Here is a 298-nt window from a genome sequence, read left to right as displayed (position 1 = left end):
AGCCCGATAATGACATAAAATTATATGCGTGAGGGTATGGAAGCCCGGAGTTCCGGCGCAATTTTTATTGCGCCGGAATGAGCGGTTAGCGAAGGCTGGAACACCCGACGGCGAAGCCGGCACGTCAGGAATTTTTAGTTTTTATGCAAAAATGCTTTTTCCGTTATAAAATTTGCCCGAAACGTGTTTTGGGATTATATTGGAACTATCTGCTTTATTGTCCGCATTAAAATAAAAAAAACATTGGAGGCTGTTTTATGAAAAAATCTCTTGTTATTCTTGGTTTTCTCGTTTTTGG

The sequence above is a fragment of the Treponema sp. UBA7567 genome, assembly GCF_002476655.1.
In the GTDB taxonomy this organism is placed as follows: Bacteria; Spirochaetota; Spirochaetia; order Treponematales; family Treponemataceae; genus Treponema_D.
Note: the sequence above shows the minus strand (reverse complement) of the source record.